Raw genomic sequence first — 20,699 nt, 5'->3', positions numbered from 1 at the left:
ATTTTTTATCAGTGAATAGAAGCAAAGAAGGTAGAGAGATGAATTTTCTTGAAGAGAGAATTATAAAAGATGGTGTTGTTAAGGAAGGCAACATACTAAAAGTGGACAGTTTCTTAAATCATCAATTGGACGTTGAGCTCTTTGATAAGATGGGCGAAGAATGGGCAAAAAGATTTGAAGGTGTTCAGATAAATAAGATTCTGACTATTGAAGCATCAGGTATAGGCATAGCCTGTGTGGCAGCAAGACATTTTAATGTTCCTGTGGTATTTGCCAAAAAATCCCAGAGTGTCAATCTTGATGGTGAAATGTATACTGCAGAAGTAGAGTCTTTTACCCACAAAAATAAGAACCATGTGATAGTATCAAAAAAGTTCTTAAATGAGAATGACAAGGTTCTTATCATTGATGATTTCCTGGCAAACGGATGTGCATTGCAAGGACTGATATCTATAATAAATAGTGCCAACGCTACTGTGTCAGGCATTGGTATAGCTATAGAGAAGGGCTTTCAGCCGGGAGGACAGATAATCAGAAACTTAGGTTATAGACTTGAATCTCTTGCAATAGTTGATGGAATGAATCATGTAACAGGTGAAATTTCCTTCAGATCATGAGCATGAAAAAGACATGGCAAACGAAAAACGAAAACTTGTTGAGAAGGAAGAAAGCAAATATGGAGGTTCCTTGCCGGATGGTCATCCGATAATTAAGGCAATGAAGGCAATAGAGGAAGTTGCCAACGAATATAAGTGATTATGCACGCTGAAACTGGCATATTTTGAAGGAATAATGTAAAATTGTTTGCCTAAGCTATGAAGGGAGTGTGTATGAAAAAATTTGATGCAGTGGTTTTTGATATGGACGGAGTTATCTTTGATTCTGAGAGAGCAACCATGGATTGCTGGATGGAGATGGCTGACAAGTATAATATAGAAAATCTTGAAGAAATATTTCTGGCCTGCACCGGAACAAACAATCAGAGAACCAGGGAAATAGTGCTTGAAGCCTATGGCGAGGATTTTCCCTATGATACTTTTGCTAAGGAAGCTTCCGTAATGTTTCATGAAAAATATGACGGTGGAAAACTGCCAATGAAGAGTGGAGTATGTGCGCTGCTGGACTATTTGAAATCTAAGGGTAAAAAGATAGCTTTGGCTTCATCAACCAGAAAACAAACGGTGGTTAATGAACTTAGAGATGCAGGGATTATCGATTATTTCGATGAGATCATCACAGGAGACATGGTCACCCATAGTAAGCCGCACCCGGAAATCTTTCTTCTTGCTTGCGAAAAGATTGGCGTGGATCCTGAAAATGCCTATGCTATCGAGGACTCCTACAACGGAATCCGCTCTGCAGGTGCAGGAGGGCTTCGCCCCATAATGGTACCGGATCTTTTACCTGCGAACGATGAAATGAAGGAGATTGCAGAGACTATAAAGGGAAATCTTGAAGAAGTAATTAAGTATTTCGATGAGTGACACGGTATAGAAAATGCGGTTGACTTTGCCCTTGGGGCAGGCTCTATCATTTGAGTAAAAGAACAACATATGGAGGAAGACATGATGAATATCGGAAGTTCAAATGATTCAGAAGCAGTAAAAGCGCAGTATGCTACATCGAAAGGATTGAATACAAGATTATCTTTTCATGATAAGTATTCTACAAATAAGTTGGGGTATGGCAACTGGATTGTATCAAATTATGAAATACATGAAGGTATGAAAGTGTTAGAGCTTGGGTGTGGTACTGGCAGTTTGTGGATGCAGCGTGATGAATTGGTTTCTAAATTTGGTAAGTTTGTTTTGACAGATTTATCAGAAGGAATGCTTGCTACGGCAAAAGGTAATCTGGGAGAAAGAGATAATATGGAGTACATGGTGGCAGATATACAGAACCTGCCATTTGAAGATAACTCTTTTGACGTGGTTATAGCAAATTCCATGTTGTATCACGTACCGGATATCCACAAAGGAATAAGCGAAGTGCGCAGAGTGCTTAAGGATGATGGAGTATTTTACACTTCAACCCTTGGAGAGAATAATTTTACCGACAGATTAGCGGAGTGGTTTAAACTTGGAGGTGAAAGCTTTAATCCAAATCATAACTTTACAATGCAAAATGGCGAGGGCATCCTGAAATCTGCTTTTACAGATGTAGAAGCAAGGTTCTATGAGGACGCGCTTCATGTGACGGATATTGAAGATCTTGTTGAATATCTGTGCAGCCTTGCGTCTTTTAAGGCAATATTGGATATTCCGGTTCATAAGCTTTCTGATATACTTAAAGATCATGCAGTAGATGGAGCCATTGATCTGCCAAAAGAATATGGATTGTTTATCGCAAAAGGGACTAGTGTACTGTCTAGCTCATATTCAATCAAATAACTTGTATCTCAATTTCATATGCTACGTCTGAAAAATCAAGTATTTACGCCATTGGACGGAATTCTTTGTTGTACAAGTGGGGGAGATTGGCTGTATAATAGTTGTGTATAAAATTTGTATAAAGAAAGTGCGTGAAGCTAGGAGGGAGCTGTATGAAAAAAATTCTTTCAGTAAAAACTATTGTTGCTATCGGTATTGGTGCGGCACTGTTCTTTGTGCTTGGCAGATTTGTAGCTATTCCAAGCCCTGTACCTAATACCAATATTTCCATCCAGTATGGACTTCTTGCATTTATTGCAGCTGTTTTTGGACCAATCGCAGGTGCTCTTGCAGGTCTTATTGGCCACTTTTTCATCGACTTTAGTTATGGCTGGGGTGTCTGGTGGAGCTGGGTTATTGCATCAGCAGTATTTGGCTGCATCATGGGATTTGTTACTCTTAAACTTAAGATTGACGAGGGTGAGTTTGATGTAAAGGGTATCATCCTTTTTAACATCGGCCAGATCGTTGCTCATTTATTAGCCTGGGTAGTTGTAGCACCTGTTCTTGATATTCTTATGTATCAGGAGCCTGCTAACAAGGTATTCCTTCAGGGTATTACAGGAGCAATCATTAACATCATTACAACAGCTATCGTTGGTACACTTGTATGCCTTGCATATTCTAAGGCTATTCCTAAAAAGGGAAGTCTTTCTGAGGAAAACTGATTCTATTTGAGAGTGAGAATGGATGTCCTAAAGAGGTGGGTATCTGAAAAGATTTTTTATGAATGATGTAATTGTTGAATTTAAAGATTTAGGATTTCAGTATAGAGCGCAGGCAAAACCTACGCTCTATAATAATAATCTGACAGTTAAAAAGGGAGAGAAGATTTTAATTGCAGGCCCTTCCGGGTGTGGTAAATCCACCATGGCGAGTCTTATAAATGGTCTCATCCCTTTTTCTTATAAAGGAGAAATCACAGGATCTCTTTTGATAAAGGGCAAAGAGTCTCGTGATATGTCCATGTTTGATATATCTCATATTGTGGGAACTGTTCTGCAGGACAGTGATGCACAGTTTGTCGGGATGACTGTGGCGGAAGATCTTGCTTTTGCCCTGGAAAACGACTGTGTTGAGCAGGGGCAGATGAAGAATAAGGTGCAGGAGGTAGCGAAGATTCTGAACCTGGATCAGGTGCTTAGGCATGCGCCGTCTGAACTTTCCGGAGGTCAGAAACAGAGAGTTTCTGTCGGCGGCGTAATGGCAAGCGATGTCTCTCTTTTTCTTTTTGATGAACCACTTGCCAATCTTGATCCCAAGACAGGAAAATCTGCTATTGAGCTTATTGACGAGCTTCAGAAAAGGACCGGTGCTGCGGTGATCATAATTGAGCATCGTTTGGAGGATGTTCTGCACCGTCCGGTTGACAGGATTGTTCTCATGAATGGGGGAAGGATTGTTTCTGACACTACTCCTGATGAACTTCTTGCTTCTGCGAAACTTGCTGAGTGTGGTGTAAGAGAGCCTTTGTATCTGACGGCTCTTAAGTATGCAGGAGTTGAGATAAGGCCCGAAATGCATCCGGCTTCACTTCACGACCTTGTGCTCTCAAGGCAGGATGAGGAAAAAATTCGCAGTTTCTTTATTAAGAATCAAAAGGGTAAAAGAGCTTTGCCGGAGGGAAATCTTTTATCGGTTAAGAATCTTTCTTTTACCTATGAAAAGACTGAAAAACAGACTCTTAAAGATATTTCCGTGGATATTGGTAAGGGTGAGATGGTAGCTATTGTTGGAACCAATGGTGCAGGCAAATCTACCTTTTCAAAGGTTGTCTGCGGAATGGAAAAAGAGAGCGCAGGAGAGATTTCTTTTGCCGGAAAAGATTTTTCTGATTACTCTATAAAAGAGCGTGCTGAGCATGTGGGCTATGTTATGCAGAACCCTAATCAGATGATATCCAAGGTAATGATATTTGATGAAGTGGCCTTTGGACTAAGACTACGTGGAGTTCCTGAGGATGAGGTGAAAGAGCGTGTTGAAAAGGCTCTTGAAATCTGTGGCCTTTACAAGATGCGTAACTGGCCGATTTCTGCTCTTTCCTATGGTCAGAAGAAGAGAGTGACAATCTGTTCTATATTGGTGCTTGAGCCTGAGATGATGATTCTTGATGAGCCTACAGCCGGCCAGGACTACCGCAATTACACCAGAATCATGGAGTTTTTAAAGGAGCTTAATGACAGGGGAATTACTATCGTTATGATAACCCACGACATGCACCTTATGCTGGAGTATGCAGACAGGAGCATTGTCTTTAACGATGGAAGGATAATTGCTGACAAGACATGTGCGGAGGTACTGACAGACACAGAAATTGTCGATAGGGCAAGCCTTAAAGAAACAAGCCTGTACCATCTTGCCGGAAAATGCGGAATTGAGGATGCAGCAGGTTTTGTTCAGAGCTTTATTGATTACGAGAGGGAAAATGTCAGAAAATGAATAATCTCTTTAACTATATAGAAAGAAAATCGCCTATACATGAACTTACAGGGGCAACTAAGCTGGTGTGCCTGTTTTTGTGGAGTTTTGCAGCTATGACAACCTATGACACAAGGCTTCTTGTGGTTCTTGCGGTTCTTGGAATAGCTCTTTTTCCTGTAGGCAGGATAAGGCTTAAGGATGTGTCCTTTATGTTGTGGTTTACGTTGGTTTTCCTGGTGCTTAACACTGTGCTGGTTTATGTGTTTTCGCCGCATCATGGGACAGAGATTTATGGAACCTGCACCTATCTTTTCGGACTGTCAGGACACTTTGCGCCTACAGCAGAGCAGTTCTTTTTCCAGCTCAATTATATCCTTAAGTATTTCGCCACAATTCCTTTTGTACTTTTATTTGTGTGCACCACCAATCCAAGCGAATTTGCAGCATCCCTCAACAAAATCGGGGTAAGCTATTCAGTTTCATATTCTGTTGCGCTGGCGCTTCGCTATATTCCTGATATTCAAAAGCAGTATCATGAAATCAGTCAGGCATCTCAGGCAAGGGGAGTTGAACTTAGCAAGAAGGCTTCACTTATCAGCCGCCTTAAGTCTGCGTCAGCGATTCTGGTGCCACTTATCCTTAGCAGCATGAGCAGGATTGAGATTATCTCTAATGCCATGGAGCTAAGATGTTTTGGCAAGAATAAAAAGAGAACCTGGTACATGGCGCAAAAGTTTAAGGTTCTTGATTATGTTTCAATGATAGTGTGCGCACTACTGCTTGTTGCTTCACTTGTTTTGACACATATAAACGGCAGCAGGTTTTTTAACCCATTTAAATAGGATTATACAAAATAAAATGGAGGAGATTAGGTGGATATGAAAAAAGACATGACTGTGCCGTGTGACAACGGCCTTATTAATATCAGAGTAGGTGCAATTATACTAAAGAATGGGAAATTTCTTATGGTTGGGAATCATATAAGACCGGAGTATCTGTATTCTGTAGGCGGCAGGGTCAAGTTTGGGGAAACTGCCGAGGAAGCAGTAATCCGAGAAGTATACGAAGAGACTGGCATACAAATGGAAGTAGACAGGCTCGGTTTCATTCATGAGAACTATTTTTATGGCGATGCGGAGTCTAATCTCGGAAAGCTTATATATGAGATATCTTTCTTCTTTTATATGAAGGTTCCGGAGGACTTTGAACCGGAGTGCAGCAGTTTTACGGAGGATGAGCATGAAGAGTTTCTCAAGTGGATTGCACCGGATGATCCGATTAAGTTTTACCCGGAGTTCTTTAGAACAGAATTATTACATCCGATAAATGAGGTTAAGCATTTCGTCACGGATGAGAGGAAACACAATTAAAAAATCTTTTATAAATTGTGAGGGCTGTGGAAACGAAGACGGCATTTTTAGAGAATGGAGATAGATAATTAAGATGAAGTCTGACAAACTGGCTGTGGTATTTCCAGGAATGGGTTATCACAGTGATAAACCGCTTTTATATTATGCTAAGAAGCTTGCAAGAGCACACGGATATGAAGTTATTGAGATAAGCTATGATTTTCAGATCAGGGCTAAAGATATCATGAATGATAAAGAAGCCAAGATGGAGGCATTTCAACATGCTGTCATTGAGACAAGGAAACAGCTTTCCAAGGTTAACTATGAAGATTATAATGATGTAGTTTTTATAGGGAAGAGCATTGGAACTGCTGTGGCTGCATATTTTGACAAGGAGAATGGGATAAATGCCAGACATATTGTATTTACACCTGTTCCGGAAACCTTTAATCATCTAAGGGATAATTGTGGAATAGTGTTCCATGGCACAGCTGATCCATGGTGCGGCACAGAACTGGTGGAGAGTAAATGCAAAGAGTTTCAGCTTGAATTGTTCAAGGTAGCTGATGCAAATCATTCATTAGAGACTGATGATCCAATTATTGACTGCAGGAGGCTGCCTGAGATTGTTGATAAGGTTAATGAAATGTTTTGATATCTCCTAAGCAGATATATTGAATGACCAGAGTCTGCTTAGAAGGTATTCAGGAGATTAAAAGAAGATGAAAAAACTAAAGATAACCTTCAATTCCCCTGTGGTTTTGGGATTTATTTTTATCAGCTTTGCTGTTCTGGTGCTTGGCTATTTGACAGCAGGTGTCAGTAATCAGTTTCTCTTTATGACGTATCATTCTTCACTTATGGATCCGTTTACGTATATAAGATTCTTTACACATGTTCTTGGACATGGCGGATGGGAGCACTACATTGGCAATGCGGCATACATTCTTTTGCTTGGTCCCATGCTTGAAGAAAAATATGGCTCAAAGAGAATACTGCAGGTTATTCTTATCACAGCGGTGGTTACCGGACTTGTGAACTACCTGCTGTTTTGGAATGTGGCACTTTGCGGTGCGAGTGGTGTTGTGTTCGCGTTTATCTTGCTGACTTCTTTTACAAGCTTTAAAAATGGCGAGATTCCGCTGACATTTATTCTTGTGGCTATCATTTTCATTGGTAAGCAGGTTTATGATGGGCTGTTTTTGCAGGATGACATATCGAATCTGTCGCATATTCTTGGAGGCGTTATCGGTGCCATTGTTGGATATAAGCTGAATAAGAAACACTGATTTTGAGGATTGTTGAAAAAATTTGAATTAAGTAACGGAGGAAAATAAGTGGGGAAAATAAAGATTGAACCTTTCAGAATGGAATAAAGGCTATGCTTTTTCGGCTTTAAAGGCTGCATTAGATCTTGCTCGTGACAGTTACGGAAAAACGGAGTTCTTTTACGAGGCTGATGTACGCAACATCGGCAGCATGAAGCTTCTTCGCAAATTTGAAAATGATTACGAGATTATTGATCAGGGCATAGAGAAGATGACCACTGATTCAGGAAAAGAGCTGGAACTACAGGGCTTTGTGCTTAAAGCCAGGGGGAATGTGTAGGAAAGATATGGCTGTCCTCTTTTTTGCTAAAAGAGGAGAATAAAGAGTAAAAATGTGCAGAAACTGTTATGTATTCAAATGAGCTTGGGATATACAATGGAATCAGAACAAAGCAAAAACGCATCAGGAAGGGAGAATGTCGATGAACAGATTTTGGAAAGGTTTTTTATTTGCACTGCTCATAGTTTATGTGGTATCGCCGATGGATTTCGTTCCGGGACCTGTTGATGACATCCTGGCGATTGTGCTTTATCTGGCAGCAAACAAGAGCAAGCTTGCAATAGGTAAAAGAGATGATGAGCGGATTGAAGTAATTGATGTTAATGGTAAGGAGCTTTAAGGAGGCTTGTGATATGGAGAAAAAATTATACAGAAGTAACGAAAGAAAGATATTTGGTGTGTGCGGCGGACTTGGAGAGTATCTGGGAATTGATCCAACCATAATAAGAGTTATATGGGCAGTGATGTTTCTTTCAGGTGGCAGTGGAGCAGTGCTTTATTTGATAGCAGCACTTCTTATGGATAATCGTCCTGATTATGTCAGCAGATATGACAATGTTTGATACCTTGAAAAAAGATGACCAAAGCTGCGGGAAATCTTGAATACGTAATTTTTACCCCTATCGGCAAAAAAGAAAAATGCTGATAGGGGTTTTTGTCGTCTTAATAATCTTTTGGGTGAATTGGATTGTTGGGGTATAATGGATATGTTGAGAAAGTGAAAAAGTTAACGCGGATGCATTTGGGAGGCTTGTATAAATGTATTCAGAGATAGTTATTTGCCTTAAGGATTGTGCTGATGAAGTATTTGAAAAACAAGTGAATATGCTGAAGGAACGTCATAATGCGAATGTTCTGCGAATAGAAGCAGATGAAGCTGCTGACTATATAAAGACATGTTCATCAGATATTCTTTTTATAAGTGATGAGGAGGATATCCTTTTAAAAGCTAAGGATGCCGGACTTGCAACAAATAATCCCAGGACGATGAGAGAATCGTATATGAAAGCGATGGAGATGCTTAAAACAATGGGAATGAATGGTGGGAGAAAATGAGAAAAGCACGTACAGAAAAAGAAAACGCGATCAGGGAAAAGATAATCTCTGAATTATATGCAAATGAATATAACAAGTTTATTGGATTTGAGGTGCTAGAGCTTAGCCCCACATATAGTAAATCCAGAATCAAGTGTGATACCAGACTTCATAATACCTATGGAAGCATTCATGGTGGAGCACTTTTATCTTTTGTTGATGCCATGGCCGGAGCAACCGGAAGCATGAGCGGATACTATGTTACTACAGTTTCTGCAAACTTGAATTTTCTTTTGCCGGCAGTAAATACAGAATACATTTATTGCGAATGCATGAAACTTAAGACCGGAAAACACATTCTTGTATTCGATATCAGAGTAACTGATGATGCAGGGAATCTTTTAGATAGTGGCGAGTTCTCTTTCTTTGCCAGTAAAGTTCCGGTTCTTGGAGATAATCTGAAATTCTGAGGAAATCGCAAACAAGATGTTCACGAATTTTCGTGGAAGGTTCTTTAAGATATTGAGACTCAAGTAGTATAATAGATTTGTTACAATTGTTAATGTTGTTGGAGGAGGTATAAAATGGGAGACATCACAGCTATACTCAAACAGATTAGTAGTAACAAAGAACTCATGGCTCAGATTGCGAAGGCAGACCCTACTCAGGCAAAAGAGCTGCTTAAGAAAGCTAACATTGATGTTAGCGAGGATGATATTAAGTTAGTTCAGTCTGCAGTGGCAGATGGCAAGCTTGACCTTAATGACATCAAGAACATAGCAGGTGGGTTATTTAAGAAGTAATAATTTGGACAATGAAATAATGATATAATGAAAATGCATGGGGACAGTTTGTTTTCATGCATTTTTTATTTCATAAGAGGCAAGTTCCAGAAACAGATATGTGGTTAAAGAACAAATTGAGACATTCATACAATGTCGTTATTTCATAAACAGAGAAATTAAGGGGCTGTCGCTTTAGATGATTAAATAGTGCGACAGCCCCTTTTTATATTAGGAAATTCTTTCTTGTATAAGCTTATTACATCAGTGTTGATTCTCTGTAAATAAGATCAGTCTCTGTATAGGTGATCCTGTAATTGAGATCAGGTTGTTCAATCCTGGAGATTACAAGGTTGGCAGCTGAGTAGCCGATTATCTGGCTGTGTATATGGCTGGTTGAGAGAGAAGGAGACATGATCTTGGACTCGGGGGAATCATCAAAACCGAATATCTTGATATCACGTGGACATTCTATTCCCATTCTCTTGAGGCCGTATATCAGATCGAGAGCTACAAAATCGTTGGCACAAATAAAGAGTTCGGGCATTTCTTGAATCTTCGTAAGAGCTTCGAATAAGTATTCTCTATATTCTAATCCGTGAGGATGAACCTCTGTAAGACAATATTTTTCGTCAAAGTTCAGATTATTGATATACATTGCCTCCCTAAAGGCTATGAATCGCTCGTAGAAAGAACGGCAATGTGTGACCTGGCCTACAAATCCTATCTTGGTAATTCCCTTTTTGCTCATGTCATTAACGACTGTATATATATTGGAAAAATTATCCATGAGCAGAACATCTGCGTTTAATGGTCTCCAGTAGCTTGCAACGGGAGCATCTATCATGAGAACAGGTAATCCCAGGCTGCACAACATTTCACAATATGAGTGATCAAACATTTCGATGCATACAATAGCCTTGGTGTTATCCGGTCTGTATGAGAGAGGAAGAGTTCTTGACTCTATATTCTGATGATCAACCCGGTGCATTGTCAGGCTATAGCCAAGCAGAGAAATTTCATATTGAAATTTATCAAGCATGGTAGAAGCAAAGTGAGAATTATTAAGGAAATTGCCTGAAAAGAGAGCAATCTCTCCTGAAGCCTTGGGTTGGGAACTGAAAGGATTTGTAATGTCTGAAATGGAATTGGCATAAGAAAATTGCTTGTATCCCATTTCGATAGCCTTCTCTAAAACCTTCTGTCTGGTAGCTTCAGCTAAAACTCCGGTGTTATTTATAGCCTTGGATACGGTATTTCTGGATACTCCAAGAGCATCTGCTATATCCTGTAAGGTGACTTTTGCTGGCATAGTGTAGTCTCCACTTTCTAAATAAAAGATGAATGTGTCAAAAGATGGGGGTGCCCCAGATAGTAGGTATTTATGACTTTTTGACACCTATATCATTATAAAATGTAAAAATCAAAGTGTCAAATGTAAATATCTATTGTGCAAATGTAAAATAATTATGTTGACAGCTGTAAATATAGGTGCTATATTTTACATATGCAAATGAGAATTATGCAAATGTAAAACTTGGGAGGGGTTACATGAACACAAAGGTAAAAGATAATTCGATGCATAACACTCTGGTATATGTTAAACAGCATTGGCAACTATATGTGTTCTTCCTGGGACCGGCACTGTTACTGACAATAGTGTTCAGGTACATTCCGATGGGAGGCATTCTGATTGCTTTTCAGAAATACAACCCATTTAAAGGAATATTGGGGAGTGAATGGGTAGGACTTAAGTATTTCGAACAGTTCTTATCATCCCCCGATTTTATGCAATATCTTGCAAATACACTTAAACTGAGTATTTTTGGTCTGTTATGGGGATTTCCAATGCCGATAATACTGGCGCTTCTACTTAACAGGATTGCTAGTAGCAAGATCAAACAGAAGATACAGCTTGTTCTGTATATGCCTAACTTCATATCTGTCATAGTCCTCTGTGGTATGGTCAGGATTCTTTTATCGGTTACAGGACCATTCAATATGCTTTTGGGAACGAACATCAACTTTTTGACAATCCCTGCAGCATTCAGACCAATCTACATCATAAGTGGTATCTGGCAGGGCGCCGGCTGGGCATCGATCATGTACACAGCAGCTCTTTCAAATGCCAGCAAGGAACTCAAAGAGGCAGCACAGATTGATGGAGCCAATATCTGGCAACAGATCAAGGCAGTAGAGTGGCCGGCTATCAAGGATATGGTAGTTATCCAATTCATTCTTCAGGCAGGAAACATTATGAGTATCGGCTTTGAAAAGGCCTATGCACTTCAGTCAGATATGAACCTTGCTTCATCTGAGATCATAGCTACTTATGTTTATAAAAAAGGTCTTTTAAATGGTGATTACAGTTATTCAACAGCGGTTGGATTATTTAATACGATCGTAAATGTAATTCTTCTCATAGTGGTTAATAAGGTTGTTGAGAAGCTTAACGACGGTCAGGGACTATAAGGGGGAGCGAAATGCAACAGACAGTAAATATTAAAAAAAGCGAATTTGCCAGAGCTTCCATTGGAGATAAAACATTTCTTTTGGTTGGTTATATTCTCCTTGCAGCCTTTGTAATGGCTATCATAGGCCCTGTAGTTTATATTATTGTAGCTTCCTTCATGGATCCTATAACACTTCAGAACAAGGGAATAGTATTTGATTTCAGCAAATGGACTCTTACAGCTTATGAGAGAGTTATGACCAATTCTCAGATATGGATTGGATTTAGAAATGCAATTATATATTCCGTATTATTTGCGGTTATTTCTGTATTTATAACACTTTTGTGTGCGTATCCAATGTCAAGAGATGATTTTAAAGGCAAAAAGTTTTTTAACGCAATCTTTATTATCACAATGTTCTTTGGCGGAGGACTGATTCCTACATACCTTCTTATCAGTAACATTGGACTTCTTGATACCATGTGGGCTGTAATTCTTCCGGGATCATTTAGCGTATGGAACATGATCATCGCAAGAACTTACTACAAAGGTATTCCAAGCGAACTTAGAGAAGCTGCTGATGTGGACGGAGCTAATGAATTGGTGTTCTTTTTCAGAATACTTCTTCCTGTTTGCACACCACTTATAGCAGTGCTGATATTGTGGCAGTTTGTAGGAATGTGGAACAGCTACTTTGATGCAATGATCTATCTGAATTCAGCAGATAAGCAGCCTCTTCAGCTGGTGCTTAGGGCTATCCTTATCCAGAATGAACCAGATCCGGGAATGATAGCAGATATGCAGAGTACAGCTCAGAGAGCACAGCTTGCAGAACTTCTTAAATATGCAACCATCATTATTTCAAGCTTACCGCTTATAGTAATGTATCCATTCTTCCAGAAGTATTTTGATTCAGGAATCATGGTTGGTTCAGTTAAGGGCTGAGAAGAGTTAGCGAGGTATTATCGAGCTTACTCTGAACGTCTTCCATCGAGCGCAGCGAGAGTGGAAGGTTCCTTGTTTAAAGCAGTTTAAAACAATCAGAACTTCCCCTGGCAACAGGAGATAATAAAGAATTTTTATAAGGAGAGGGAAAATGAAAAAGAAGACAACAAAGTTATTTTCAGCAGCACTTGTTCTTGCAATGTCAGCCAGTGTTCTGACAGGTTGCGGAAAAGGTGCTTCAGACAGTGGGGCAGCATCAGTTTCAGCGGATGATATCAGCTTTCCGATGGAAAACAAGGTTACTATCACAGGTACGATCAGCTATCCGTCAGGAACTGAGTCAGAACCTAACAACAGAACAATCTTCAAGAGACTTGAGGAAGAGACAAACGTACATGTTGACTGGACAGCTATATCAAATGATCAGTGGGGCGACAAGATCAAGCTCAACATGGCTAACAAGAACACACTTACAGATTTTGTATTTAATGCAAGCTTTAGTAACTCAGACCTCATCAGATATGCTGATCAGGGAGTTATCCTTCCTGTAGAAGAGTACATTGACAACAACATGCCTAACCTTAAGGCAGTATTTGATAAGTATCCTGAGTACCGCACAATGTGTGAGGACTCCGAGGGACACATCTGGGCACTTCCATGGATTGAGCAGCTTGGTTCTAACAAGACCGCTATCCAGACAGTAGGTAATAACTTCACTTACATCAACAAGAAATGGCTTGATTTCCTCGGACTTCAGACACCTACAACAGTTGATGAATTCGAAGAAGTACTTAAGGCATTCAAGGAGCATGCTTCAGAGCTTCAGGCTGAGTTTGGTATTGAGGGTGACATCATTCCTATGTCATGCATCATGAACGATCAGGATCCAAGCCTTCTTATTAACGGCTTTGGCGAAGGTTACGGTGACAATGATATCGGACAGCACATTGCAGTTACAGATGACAAGAAGGTTATCTGCACAGCAACACAGGAAGGTTTCAAGTCAGGTATGCAGTGGCTTCATCAGCTCTATGAAGAGGGACTTATCGATCCTGAGTGCTTCACACAGGACTGGTCAACTTATGTAGCTAAGGGTAAGTCACATAGATATGGTGTTTGCTTTACATGGGACGTTGCTAACATTGATAACCTTGAAGATTTCGTTCCACTTGCAGCTCTTAAGGCTGATGTTAAGAATGTAACTCCTATGAACAGCTCTTTCACATCAGGTTTTGATCGTGGCAGATGCGTTGTAACTTCTAAGTGTGAGAACCCTGCATTCGTATGTGCTTGGCTTGATAAGATGTATGATCCATTCCAGTCACCACAGAACAACTGGGGAACATATGGCGAGGATGATGAGTTTGATATCTTCGAGCTTTCAACAAATGCAAACGGCGACAAGATGCTCAAGCATGCACCTCTTGGCGATGCTTCTCCTGTAGAAGTTCGTGAGGCTGAGTGTGTTGGTGGTCCTCTTGCAATCCTTGATGAGTACTACGGCGTATATGTTACATGCCCTGATGACGCTCAGTACCGTCTTGACTGGATCAAGGAGTACTACACAGACGATATGAACTGCAAGTATGTATATCCTAACGTATTTATGACAGCTGATGATACAGAGGCTCTTACAACTATCCAGACAGATCTTATCAGCTATATCAACTCCAGCAGAAGTAACTTCGTTATGAACGGTCTTACAGATGCTGAGTGGGATGAGTACCTCAAGCAGGTTAATGCATATGGTCTTGATGAGTATCTCTCTATCTACCAGAAATATCTTGATGAGTTCTATAAGTAATTCATATAACCGGAAAGGCAGGGAGGAGATTTTCTCCTCCCTTTTTTAAAAAATGAAAAGAAAAGTTGCCATAATTGCAGCACTTCTTGCATGTATGCTCACAGGATGTGCTGATAGCCAAAATGCAGATACTCTTTTTCCAAGGGCTGAGGACAGCTATGTTGGAGATGTAATGGCTCTTTCAGAAGAAAATGGAGTATATCTGAATTATCTATATGAAACAGATCATAACGGTGTGGGCTATCATCCCATTCACCGTTTTTATACCAAGGATTTTTTAAGCTTTGAGGATAAAGGAGAAGTTCTTCCTTTTGCAGAGGATTCAGAAATACAGGATCTTGCAGTAGGAACCGGTTCTTTTATCAGGGATGAACAGGGAAACTATCACTGTTTCTACACAGGTCATAATGATTACTACGACACTTATGGACTAGATAAAGAATGTGTGTTACATGCTACAAGTAAAGATAACAAAAGCTTTACCAAAGACTATGACAATATTATTCATGCACCAAAAGGGTATAGTACAAACGATTTTCGTGATCCGCAGGTTTACAGAACCGATGATGGCTATCTGATGCTTGTGGGAGCAAGAAAAGAAAACGAGAGCGCTATAGTATATTACGAGTCACAGGATTTAGAGAACTGGACTTTTAAGGGAGATTTCTATACCAGTCGGGATCTGTATTTTATGGAATGCCCGGATGTTTTCCAAATGGGAAATAAGTATTATCTGGTATTTAGTTGGAACAACGTGGTCTATTACAGAGTTTCGGATAATTTCTTTGGACCATGGGAAAAAGAGGAGATTGATACTTTCGATGGGGATGGCTTCTATGCAGCCAAAACTTGTGAATACAAGGGTAAAAGGTATCTTATAGGCTTTCTGGACCGCAAAAAAAGAGAAAAAGACAGCCTGAAGTATACATGGGCAGGAAGTGTCCTGGTATATGAACTTAGACAATTATCAGACGGCAGACTTGGGGTATGCATGCCTGATCAATATAATGAATATTTCAAAAAAGAACTGTTAAATGCCACTTCTGTAAATAATGCGCTGGATCTAGGGAAGGTGCCGGAAACTTGTCACCTCTCTTTTGACCTTGATATGGAAGAAGCCGGCAGAATGGACCTGGTGTTTAGTAATCCTGAGAGCGGAGAAGAATACAAGCTTAGCATCGACAATCAGGATGATAATATATCTTTTAATGCTTTTCCTAACAATCAGCCGATCAGGCTGGAAAGCGGAACCAAATATCATATAGATGTTGTGGTTGAAAAAGATATTGTAGTTATTTATGCAGATGGAATAAAAGCTCTGTCAAACAGAATATATGCAGCTGTGGGAGCGGATTGGGAAATTGAGCTTATAGATGCTTTGGCAGAAAATGTAATGATTTACGGTAAGTGAGGATAGAAATGAGTGATAAGTTAAACAGAGCACGTGAATATGAAGAGAAAAAGGAAAAGATGATTGCCCCTGAAATGAGGCCGCTTTTTCATCTGACACCAAGATGTGGATGGATGAATGATCCTAACGGTTTTAGCCTTTATAAGGGTGAATACCATCTCTTTTACCAGTATTATCCATATGAGACAGTATGGGGACCTATGCACTGGGGACATGCGGTTAGTAAGGATCTGATCACATGGGAATATTATCCTGCTGCTATAGCTCCTGATATGGAATATGACAAGAACGGTTGCTTTTCAGGTAGTGCCATTGAAATGGAAGATGGCAGACAACTTCTGGTGTACACAGGAGTTCAGAAAATGGAAGATGAAGATGGCAACATCAGAGAGGTTCAGACCCAGTGTGTTGCTTTTGGTGACGGCAAGGATTATGAGAAGTATGCCAATAATCCTGTAATTGACAGCACTATGCTTCCTGAGGGCGCTGGCAAATATGACTTCAGAGACCCTAAGGTATGGCGTGAAAATGGCAAATATTACATAGTAGTTGGCAATAAAACTGAGGATATCGATGGACAGATATTACAGTTTGTAAGTGATGACGGTATCAACTGGTCCTATGATAAGACTGTTATCAAGAACAACCACAGATTCGGTGTAATGTGGGAGTGTCCTGATTACTTTAATCACGATGGCAAGCAGGTCCTTCTCACAAGCCCTCAGGATATGCTCCCTGAAGAGCTTGAGTTCCACAACGGAAACGGCACCTTGTGTGTGATTGGAAATATCGATGAAAATGGAGAGTTCTGCGAAGAAAACTGTCAGGCTGTTGACTATGGTATTGATTTTTATGCGCCACAGACAATCAAGACTCCTGATGGACGAAGAGTCATGATCGGCTGGATGCAGAACTGGGATACATGTGGAATCAGGCGCGATGACTTCCCATGGTTTGGCCAGATGAGTATTCCAAGGGAAATAACTATTAAGGATAACAGACTTATTCAGTGGCCTGCCAGAGAGATAGAGAATTATTACGGCAAAAGAATCAGCAGACAGAATGTACTTATTTCTGATAGTGCTTCACTTTCAAGTATTGAGGGCAGATGCGTAGATATGACAGTAAGAGTCAGATCTACACAGGCAGAACTTTCATATAAAAAATTTGAAATTCGTTTTGCTGATAATGGCAAGGCTTATTCAACGATTGAATATGACCCTGTTGATAATATTGTTAAGATAGACAGAAAGCATTCAGGAAGCAGAAGAGCCATTGTTCATCAGAGAAGATGTAAGGTTGCAGGAAATAAGGGTGAGATTTCACTTAGACTTGTTCTTGACAGATACAGCATGGAGCTCTTCATCAATAATGGACAGCAGGTAATGTCTATGGTAATCCTTACAGATGTCAGAGCTGAAGGTATCAGTTTTAAGGCAGTTGGAGAACTTCTTATGGATGTTACTATGTATGAGCTTGAGAGGAAATAACTTATGAAAAAAGATGTAGTTGCGCTGGGGGAGTTGCTTATTGATTTTACAGGAAGCGGAGACAGCAACCAGGGAAATCCTTTATTTGAGGCTAATCCAGGCGGAGCACCCTGTAATGTGCTGTCTATGCTTCAGAATTTAGGCAACAGCACAGCTTTTATCGGCAAGGTTGGAAACGACTTTTTCGGAAGAATGTTAAAAGAGAGAATTGAAAAGCAGGGTATAGACTCTACCGGACTTGTCTTTGACGAGGAGATAAATACTACCCTTGCATTTGTAAATAAGCTTCCAAATGGAGACAGAGATTTTTCTTTTTACAGAAAGCCCGGAGCAGACATGATGCTGACAGCAGAGGATGTTGAGAAGAATGCTGATCTTATCAGGAATGCAGATGTATTTCATCTTGGAACACTGTCAATGACAGACGAACCTGCAAAAGAGGCAACTGTCAGAGCTGTTACAATAGCTAAAGAGAGCGGAGCAGTCATATCTTTTGATCCAAATTACAGAGAACCTTTATGGAAGAACGTAGACGATGCCACAGATGCTATGAAATATGGCTTTGAAAACTGTGATATCCTGAAAATTTCAGATAATGAGATTGAGCTTTTTACAGGCTTTAAGGATATAGAGGCAGGAGCAAGGAAAATAAAGAGAGACTTTGGTATTCCAATCGTGTTTGCCACATTAGGACCTGAAGGAAGTATAGCTCTTTACAAAGATATGGTGATCAAAAAAGACGGGTACAGAAATCCTGCTACTATAGAGACTACAGGAGCAGGCGATACCTTCTGTGCCTGTGCCATAGATTACATTCATAGAAACGGAATTGATAATCTGACAAAAGACGGATTATTTGAATGCCTGTCGTTTGCAAACGCTGCGGCATCCATTATAACCACCAGAAAAGGTGCACTTTCTGTAATGCCAACCAAAGAAGAAATAACAGCTTTTCTAACAAACAAGAAATGATAAGAACAAAGAATATGCGAAAAGGGTCTGTCACACTAAATTAGTGCGACAGACCCTTTTGTATTTAAGGGGAGCAGCAGATGATCCTTTTTTGCTGAGAATTTTACCTAAGTTGGATATAATTGATATTGATGTGTTATCTTCATTGGAAAAGAGAATTTAAGAAAGATAGTGTTGGAACAGCTCCGTATTCATTCTTGGGAACAGCCAATTATCTTAGTCACATAGGCAGCAGGCCTATGAATATAGTAAAATGTAATAGTACTATCGTGGATAAAAGAAATTGTAAAGAAGAACAATGTTTATAAAAAGAAAACCTACGATAAGGAGGTGCTTTATGGCAGTTTACAGATGTATGGCTTGTGGGTATATTTTTGATGAAGAGAAAGAGGGCAAAAGTATTAGAGACATTGATCAGTGTCCGAGATGCAAACAGCCCGATGACAGATTTGTCCTGGTCGAAGAGACGGAGGATAAAAAAGTGTCACAAACGGAGGGATAAATGGACAATCGTATTGAATGGACCAGAAAGCATGACGAGGTGGTCCGTGCAGTAGAAGAGCTGGGATTTCCGGGTGCATTGGGAGACCAGATTGCAAGGCAGCTGGGAAGCCCGAAAGCTATGGAACGGATGCTTGCATATCTTTACAATGTCAAGCCGCGAAGCGCTGAACTTATTGTGGATGAAATGCTGGCAATCTGCAGTGACGTAGACAGGTGGAAAGATAAGAAGGCAGCAGAGGAAGCAAACGCCAGATATAATGAGATTTTATATTACGGAGTTGGGGGTGATGAAGAATGAGCTCGATTCTGATAAAGGACACAACAAAGGAAGAAAGAGAACGAATTGTTGCTGAATCAATCGGCAATATCAATGGTAGCTGCGATGGATGCAGCTTAGGATTGATTGAGATGTATCAACCGTATATTGATGGAATCAAGGAGATTCGTGAGATCAATATGGAGTTCAGGGCACATTATGAATCAGGTGTTGACGGACCTCAGAAGGCCGATTGCGGATATAAGATGGTTTAAGTTATTTTAAATGGGGGTAAAAGAGGAGATTATGAAAAAGAAAACTATTTTTATGCTACTAATGTTAAGCGCGACTATGCTTTTTGCTGCATGTGGGAAAGAGGATAGTCAAGAGACGGCTTCTTTATTTGAGTCGATGGAAAATGGTACTCAGCAGGAGGAAATTAAACAGGAGGAAGCTGAGCAGCCGGGAGAACAGGATCAGACTTCGGAAGAAAAAAATGAAGTAATCACAGAAGAGCAGGCTTATAATGCAGTAATTAACTATTGCAAAGCTAATAATCCTGACTTTGATGGAGAGATGAATTCTGAAGGATACACAGAGTATTGGGATGTTTCGACTAATGAAAACGGCGAAATTGTTGTACTGTATCGTTCATATACGGCAGCACAGATACGTTACTATGTGAATCCCACTACCGGTGAAACATATGTTACAGAGCTTGTTCCGGGCATAATCGATGATGAGCAAAAGACAGATGAGACTTTTAACATAAGAGATTATATGGGTGAGAATTAAGTAAAGGCTGGTCCAATATATAGCGCGGCGAGATAAAATGGGGATTATTTACAAGTGGGGGAAATGATTTTTCAAAAGACTATTAAAAATAAAAAATTAGAAACTCTTTTTATCAGTACAATGAATGTAACTCTTACAGAGTAATGTCTTTAAAGAGCCTATTGTTGAATTCATAGATAAGGTTGTATCATTTTTATTGCAGAAAACATTGATATAACATTTAGTGTTGGAATCATAATTAGAGGAGGCCTATATGGAAACTTGGTTTTATGTTGTTGAGAGCATCGACGGCGACTACGCAAACTTACGAAGAACGGATATTGATTCAGCTGACTTGAAACTTGTAGCGAGAGCCCTTTTGCCCGAAGGTATAGCGGAAGGAACAAAGCTTAAGTATGAATTGATGCAGTATTCGGTTATCGAGTAATAGTGATAAAATTGAAAG

Annotated in this window: 28 protein-coding genes; 27 read left to right on the top strand and 1 reads right to left on the bottom strand. The window is 39.9% G+C overall.

Annotation, left to right across the window (positions count from 1 at the left end):
* The first annotated feature begins 38 nt into the window (after positions 1-38).
* The 16 genes from BM086_RS06465 (at position 39) to BM086_RS06395 (ending at position 9,645) form a co-directional block, all read left to right on the top strand.
* A complete protein-coding gene (locus BM086_RS06465) occupies positions 39-617 on the top strand; it encodes a xanthine phosphoribosyltransferase (protein ID WP_092325003.1) in 579 nt (192 codons plus the stop codon).
* Between the two features lie 13 nt (positions 618-630).
* Complete coding sequence (locus tag BM086_RS21560; RefSeq protein WP_255367769.1) at positions 631-756, top strand: hypothetical protein; 126 nt, start codon at positions 631-633, stop codon at positions 754-756.
* A 74-nt stretch (positions 757-830) separates the two neighbouring features.
* On the top strand, positions 831-1,484 hold the full coding sequence (locus BM086_RS06460; protein ID WP_092325001.1) for an HAD family hydrolase: 654 nt from the start codon (positions 831-833) through the stop codon (positions 1,482-1,484).
* Between the two features lie 81 nt (positions 1,485-1,565).
* Positions 1,566-2,390: a class I SAM-dependent methyltransferase gene (locus BM086_RS06455; RefSeq protein WP_175560130.1), complete on the top strand. Its 825-nt coding sequence runs from the start codon at positions 1,566-1,568 to the stop codon at positions 2,388-2,390.
* A gap of 152 nt (positions 2,391-2,542) precedes the next feature.
* Positions 2,543-3,097: an ECF-type riboflavin transporter substrate-binding protein gene (locus tag BM086_RS06450; RefSeq protein ID WP_092324997.1), complete on the top strand. Its 555-nt coding sequence runs from the start codon at positions 2,543-2,545 to the stop codon at positions 3,095-3,097.
* A 58-nt stretch (positions 3,098-3,155) separates the two neighbouring features.
* Positions 3,156-4,868, top strand: a complete 1,713-nt coding sequence (locus BM086_RS06445; protein ID WP_092324995.1) for an ABC transporter ATP-binding protein — start codon at positions 3,156-3,158, stop codon at positions 4,866-4,868.
* Positions 4,865-5,692 carry an energy-coupling factor transporter transmembrane component T family protein gene (locus BM086_RS06440; protein ID WP_092324993.1) on the top strand — a complete coding sequence of 276 codons (828 nt, stop codon included), beginning with the start codon at positions 4,865-4,867 and terminating at the stop codon, positions 5,690-5,692. The genes BM086_RS06445 and BM086_RS06440 overlap by 4 nt, the downstream gene beginning before the upstream one ends.
* Before the next feature lie 36 nt (positions 5,693-5,728).
* Positions 5,729-6,220: an NUDIX hydrolase gene (locus BM086_RS06435; RefSeq protein WP_092325183.1), complete on the top strand. Its 492-nt coding sequence runs from the start codon at positions 5,729-5,731 to the stop codon at positions 6,218-6,220.
* 73 nt (positions 6,221-6,293) lie between these two features.
* Positions 6,294-6,854 (top strand): hypothetical protein, encoded by a 561-nt coding sequence (locus tag BM086_RS06430; RefSeq protein WP_092324991.1) that lies wholly within the window; start codon positions 6,294-6,296, stop codon positions 6,852-6,854.
* A gap of 67 nt (positions 6,855-6,921) precedes the next feature.
* Positions 6,922-7,488: a rhomboid family intramembrane serine protease gene (locus tag BM086_RS06425; protein ID WP_092324989.1), complete on the top strand. Its 567-nt coding sequence runs from the start codon at positions 6,922-6,924 to the stop codon at positions 7,486-7,488.
* Positions 7,489-7,552: 64 nt separating this feature from the next.
* Positions 7,553-7,807: a GNAT family N-acetyltransferase gene (locus BM086_RS06420; protein ID WP_092324987.1), complete on the top strand. Its 255-nt coding sequence runs from the start codon at positions 7,553-7,555 to the stop codon at positions 7,805-7,807.
* Positions 7,808-7,949: 142 nt separating this feature from the next.
* Entirely contained in the window at positions 7,950-8,147 is a 198-nt protein-coding gene (locus BM086_RS06415) for a hypothetical protein (RefSeq protein WP_092324985.1), read from the top strand.
* 13 nt (positions 8,148-8,160) lie between these two features.
* The gene (locus BM086_RS06410) at positions 8,161-8,370 is read left to right on the top strand and encodes a PspC domain-containing protein (protein ID WP_092324981.1); all 210 of its coding nucleotides are present in this window, start codon (positions 8,161-8,163) and stop codon (positions 8,368-8,370) included.
* A 196-nt stretch (positions 8,371-8,566) separates the two neighbouring features.
* Positions 8,567-8,863, top strand: coding sequence for a hypothetical protein (locus BM086_RS06405; RefSeq protein ID WP_092324979.1), 297 nt, complete (start codon positions 8,567-8,569; stop codon positions 8,861-8,863).
* Positions 8,860-9,312 carry a PaaI family thioesterase gene (locus BM086_RS06400; protein ID WP_092324978.1) on the top strand — a complete coding sequence of 151 codons (453 nt, stop codon included), beginning with the start codon at positions 8,860-8,862 and terminating at the stop codon, positions 9,310-9,312. Before BM086_RS06405 ends, BM086_RS06400 begins: the two co-directional genes overlap by 4 nt.
* Positions 9,313-9,426: 114 nt before the next feature.
* The gene (locus BM086_RS06395) at positions 9,427-9,645 is read left to right on the top strand and encodes a hypothetical protein (RefSeq protein ID WP_092324976.1); all 219 of its coding nucleotides are present in this window, start codon (positions 9,427-9,429) and stop codon (positions 9,643-9,645) included.
* A gap of 238 nt (positions 9,646-9,883) precedes the next feature.
* On the opposite strand, the gene BM086_RS06390 is transcribed toward BM086_RS06395, so the two are convergent.
* On the bottom strand, positions 9,884-10,936 hold the full coding sequence (locus BM086_RS06390) for a LacI family DNA-binding transcriptional regulator (RefSeq protein WP_092324974.1): 1,053 nt from the start codon (positions 10,934-10,936) through the stop codon (positions 9,884-9,886).
* Between the two features lie 239 nt (positions 10,937-11,175).
* Here BM086_RS06390 and BM086_RS06385 point away from each other — a divergent pair, with 239 nt between their 5' ends.
* The 11 genes from BM086_RS06385 to BM086_RS06340 all read left to right on the top strand — a co-directional run bounded on the left by BM086_RS06385 (position 11,176) and on the right by BM086_RS06340 (position 20,681).
* Positions 11,176-12,096 (top strand): ABC transporter permease, encoded by a 921-nt coding sequence (locus tag BM086_RS06385; protein ID WP_092324972.1) that lies wholly within the window; start codon positions 11,176-11,178, stop codon positions 12,094-12,096.
* Positions 12,097-12,107: 11 nt separating this feature from the next.
* Complete coding sequence (locus BM086_RS06380) at positions 12,108-13,022, top strand: carbohydrate ABC transporter permease (protein WP_092324970.1); 915 nt, start codon at positions 12,108-12,110, stop codon at positions 13,020-13,022.
* 151 nt (positions 13,023-13,173) lie between these two features.
* Positions 13,174-14,826, top strand: a complete 1,653-nt coding sequence (locus tag BM086_RS06375; protein ID WP_092324968.1) for an ABC transporter substrate-binding protein — start codon at positions 13,174-13,176, stop codon at positions 14,824-14,826.
* 52 nt (positions 14,827-14,878) lie between these two features.
* Positions 14,879-16,237, top strand: a complete 1,359-nt coding sequence (locus BM086_RS06370) for a glycoside hydrolase family 32 protein (RefSeq protein ID WP_092324966.1) — start codon at positions 14,879-14,881, stop codon at positions 16,235-16,237.
* Positions 16,238-16,245: 8 nt separating this feature from the next.
* Positions 16,246-17,727, top strand: a complete 1,482-nt coding sequence (locus BM086_RS06365) for a glycoside hydrolase family 32 protein (protein WP_092324964.1) — start codon at positions 16,246-16,248, stop codon at positions 17,725-17,727.
* Between the two features lie 3 nt (positions 17,728-17,730).
* Positions 17,731-18,699 carry a carbohydrate kinase family protein gene (locus tag BM086_RS06360; protein WP_092324962.1) on the top strand — a complete coding sequence of 323 codons (969 nt, stop codon included), beginning with the start codon at positions 17,731-17,733 and terminating at the stop codon, positions 18,697-18,699.
* Between the two features lie 337 nt (positions 18,700-19,036).
* The gene (locus BM086_RS20785; protein ID WP_175560129.1) at positions 19,037-19,201 is read left to right on the top strand and encodes a hypothetical protein; all 165 of its coding nucleotides are present in this window, start codon (positions 19,037-19,039) and stop codon (positions 19,199-19,201) included.
* Entirely contained in the window at positions 19,202-19,501 is a 300-nt protein-coding gene (locus tag BM086_RS06355; protein ID WP_092324960.1) for a hypothetical protein, read from the top strand.
* Positions 19,498-19,734 (top strand): purine biosynthesis protein PurH, encoded by a 237-nt coding sequence (locus tag BM086_RS06350; protein ID WP_092324958.1) that lies wholly within the window; start codon positions 19,498-19,500, stop codon positions 19,732-19,734. The genes BM086_RS06355 and BM086_RS06350 overlap by 4 nt, the downstream gene beginning before the upstream one ends.
* Before the next feature lie 31 nt (positions 19,735-19,765).
* Positions 19,766-20,254, top strand: coding sequence for a hypothetical protein (locus tag BM086_RS06345; RefSeq protein ID WP_092324956.1), 489 nt, complete (start codon positions 19,766-19,768; stop codon positions 20,252-20,254).
* Positions 20,255-20,507: 253 nt separating this feature from the next.
* Entirely contained in the window at positions 20,508-20,681 is a 174-nt protein-coding gene (locus BM086_RS06340) for a chorismate--pyruvate lyase (protein ID WP_092324954.1), read from the top strand.
* The last annotated feature ends 18 nt before the right edge of the window (positions 20,682-20,699 follow it).

It is taken from the genome of Butyrivibrio sp. YAB3001 (genome assembly GCF_900112195.1).
Taxonomy (GTDB): domain Bacteria; phylum Bacillota; class Clostridia; order Lachnospirales; family Lachnospiraceae; genus Butyrivibrio.
The sequence above is the reverse complement of the archived record's forward strand: the minus strand, read 5'-3'. Positions and strand labels throughout refer to the sequence as shown.

What these genes read in the sequence shown, in the direction of transcription:
- BM086_RS06450 (WP_092324997.1), top strand. Translation starts at nt 2,543, where the DNA reads ATGAAAAAAATTCTTTCAGTAAAAACTATTGTTGCTATCGGTATTGGT.
- BM086_RS20785 (WP_175560129.1), top strand. Translation starts at nt 19,037, where the DNA reads ATGGCAGTTTACAGATGTATGGCTTGTGGGTATATTTTTGATGAAGAG.
- BM086_RS06395 (WP_092324976.1), top strand. Translation starts at nt 9,427, where the DNA reads ATGGGAGACATCACAGCTATACTCAAACAGATTAGTAGTAACAAAGAA.
- BM086_RS06350 (WP_092324958.1), top strand. Translation starts at nt 19,498, where the DNA reads ATGAGCTCGATTCTGATAAAGGACACAACAAAGGAAGAAAGAGAACGA.
- BM086_RS06340 (WP_092324954.1), top strand. Translation starts at nt 20,508, where the DNA reads ATGGAAACTTGGTTTTATGTTGTTGAGAGCATCGACGGCGACTACGCA.
- BM086_RS06365 (WP_092324964.1), top strand. Translation starts at nt 16,246, where the DNA reads ATGAGTGATAAGTTAAACAGAGCACGTGAATATGAAGAGAAAAAGGAA.
- BM086_RS06440 (WP_092324993.1), top strand. Translation starts at nt 4,865, where the DNA reads ATGAATAATCTCTTTAACTATATAGAAAGAAAATCGCCTATACATGAA.
- BM086_RS06410 (WP_092324981.1), top strand. Translation starts at nt 8,161, where the DNA reads ATGGAGAAAAAATTATACAGAAGTAACGAAAGAAAGATATTTGGTGTG.
- BM086_RS06380 (WP_092324970.1), top strand. Translation starts at nt 12,108, where the DNA reads ATGCAACAGACAGTAAATATTAAAAAAAGCGAATTTGCCAGAGCTTCC.
- BM086_RS06360 (WP_092324962.1), top strand. Translation starts at nt 17,731, where the DNA reads ATGAAAAAAGATGTAGTTGCGCTGGGGGAGTTGCTTATTGATTTTACA.
- BM086_RS06390 (WP_092324974.1), bottom strand. Translation starts at nt 10,936, where the DNA reads ATGCCAGCAAAAGTCACCTTACAGGATATAGCAGATGCTCTTGGAGTA.
- BM086_RS06455 (WP_175560130.1), top strand. Translation starts at nt 1,566, where the DNA reads ATGATGAATATCGGAAGTTCAAATGATTCAGAAGCAGTAAAAGCGCAG.
- BM086_RS06460 (WP_092325001.1), top strand. Translation starts at nt 831, where the DNA reads ATGAAAAAATTTGATGCAGTGGTTTTTGATATGGACGGAGTTATCTTT.
- BM086_RS06400 (WP_092324978.1), top strand. Translation starts at nt 8,860, where the DNA reads ATGAGAAAAGCACGTACAGAAAAAGAAAACGCGATCAGGGAAAAGATA.
- BM086_RS06430 (WP_092324991.1), top strand. Translation starts at nt 6,294, where the DNA reads ATGAAGTCTGACAAACTGGCTGTGGTATTTCCAGGAATGGGTTATCAC.
- BM086_RS06345 (WP_092324956.1), top strand. Translation starts at nt 19,766, where the DNA reads ATGAAAAAGAAAACTATTTTTATGCTACTAATGTTAAGCGCGACTATG.
- BM086_RS06465 (WP_092325003.1), top strand. Translation starts at nt 39, where the DNA reads ATGAATTTTCTTGAAGAGAGAATTATAAAAGATGGTGTTGTTAAGGAA.
- BM086_RS06415 (WP_092324985.1), top strand. Translation starts at nt 7,950, where the DNA reads ATGAACAGATTTTGGAAAGGTTTTTTATTTGCACTGCTCATAGTTTAT.
- BM086_RS06355 (WP_092324960.1), top strand. Translation starts at nt 19,202, where the DNA reads ATGGACAATCGTATTGAATGGACCAGAAAGCATGACGAGGTGGTCCGT.
- BM086_RS06405 (WP_092324979.1), top strand. Translation starts at nt 8,567, where the DNA reads ATGTATTCAGAGATAGTTATTTGCCTTAAGGATTGTGCTGATGAAGTA.
- BM086_RS06375 (WP_092324968.1), top strand. Translation starts at nt 13,174, where the DNA reads ATGAAAAAGAAGACAACAAAGTTATTTTCAGCAGCACTTGTTCTTGCA.
- BM086_RS21560 (WP_255367769.1), top strand. Translation starts at nt 631, where the DNA reads ATGGCAAACGAAAAACGAAAACTTGTTGAGAAGGAAGAAAGCAAATAT.
- BM086_RS06370 (WP_092324966.1), top strand. Translation starts at nt 14,879, where the DNA reads ATGAAAAGAAAAGTTGCCATAATTGCAGCACTTCTTGCATGTATGCTC.
- BM086_RS06445 (WP_092324995.1), top strand. Translation starts at nt 3,156, where the DNA reads ATGAATGATGTAATTGTTGAATTTAAAGATTTAGGATTTCAGTATAGA.
- BM086_RS06425 (WP_092324989.1), top strand. Translation starts at nt 6,922, where the DNA reads ATGAAAAAACTAAAGATAACCTTCAATTCCCCTGTGGTTTTGGGATTT.
- BM086_RS06435 (WP_092325183.1), top strand. Translation starts at nt 5,729, where the DNA reads ATGAAAAAAGACATGACTGTGCCGTGTGACAACGGCCTTATTAATATC.
- BM086_RS06385 (WP_092324972.1), top strand. Translation starts at nt 11,176, where the DNA reads ATGAACACAAAGGTAAAAGATAATTCGATGCATAACACTCTGGTATAT.